The organism is Actinomycetota bacterium, assembly GCA_009923495.1.
Lineage (GTDB): Bacteria > Actinomycetota > Actinomycetes > S36-B12 > UBA5976 > UBA5976.
This window is the reverse complement of the sequence record RFTJ01000058.1, coordinates 1-1,156: the sequence shown is the minus strand read 5'-3', so window position 1 is coordinate 1,156 and position 1,156 is coordinate 1. Positions and strand designations below refer to the sequence as shown.

Sequence of the window (1,156 nt, the reverse complement as noted above, 5' to 3'; positions counted from 1 at the left end):
GTAGCAGGTCAATCATACCATCCTTCTGGAGTAACAGGAGCAACCGGTTCTTTTTCATACCTATCTTCGACACAACAAGTAGTAGCTCCAGGAGGTATAACAGGAGGCACAGGTTCTTTTGCTTATTTAATGGTAGCAGGTCAATCATACCATCCTTCTGGAGTAACAGGAGCAACCGGTTCTTTTTCATCAGTTACTACAACAAGTGATTCAACATTTAACGGAGTACTGGTAGGTTTAGGTGGTGGTTCTCAATCCACTAATACAGTTGTAGGTAATAATACTTTAACTTCAAATACTACAGGTACAAATAATACTTCTATAGGAAATTCTTCAATGAATGATTTACAAACTGGTTCAAATAATACAGCTATAGGATCTAATAGCGGTATTACAAATCTAGTAAATGGTGAATACAATACACTTTTAGGCGCAAATACAAATGTAGCAAGTGATCCATTAAGTTATTCAACAGCAGTTGGCTATAATGCACAAATAACAAATTCTAATCAGATAATGTTAGGAGGAGACAATGGTTCAGGATTATATCCACAAGTTGTAGCACCAGGAGGTATAGTAGGAGCAACAGGTTCTTTTTCTTACCTATCTTCAACACAACAAATTTCCGCACCAGGAGGAATAACAGGAGCAAATGCGAACTTAGTTTCAGTTACTACATCGATTGATTCAGCATTTAACGGAGTACGAGTAGGTTTAGGTAATGGTTCTCAACCCAGTAATACTGTTGTAGGTTTTAATTGTTTAAATTCTAATACTACTGGTACAGATAATACCGCTGTAGGTATCAATTCTTTAAATTCAAATACTTCAGGTTATAATAATACCGCTGTAGGTTCTAATTCATTATATTTGCTAACTACAGGTATAGCTAATACTTCTATAGGAAATTCTTCAATGATGAATGGAGTTAACGGTTCATATAATACAGCTATAGGTACTAGTACATTAACAAAAGTAGAATCGCAATATAATACAGCTATAGGTTATAATAGCGCTAAGGCAAATCTAGTAAATGGTGAATATAATACACTTTTAGGTGCAAATACAAATGTAGCAAATGATCCATTAAATTATTCAACAGCACTTGGTTACAATGCACAAATAACCAGTTCTAATCAGATAATGTTAGGAGGAG

General features: G+C 34.9%; 2 protein-coding genes. One reads left to right on the top strand and one right to left on the bottom strand.

Annotated elements, in window-relative coordinates:
* The coding region (locus EBS36_07530) for a hypothetical protein (protein ID NBU32998.1) at positions 1–190 on the bottom strand (190 nt) is incomplete at its 3' end.
* Between the two features lie 146 nt (positions 191–336).
* Here EBS36_07530 and EBS36_07525 point away from each other — a divergent pair.
* A partial coding sequence (locus EBS36_07525; GenBank protein NBU32997.1) for a hypothetical protein occupies positions 337–1,156 on the top strand: 820 nt, incomplete at its 3' end.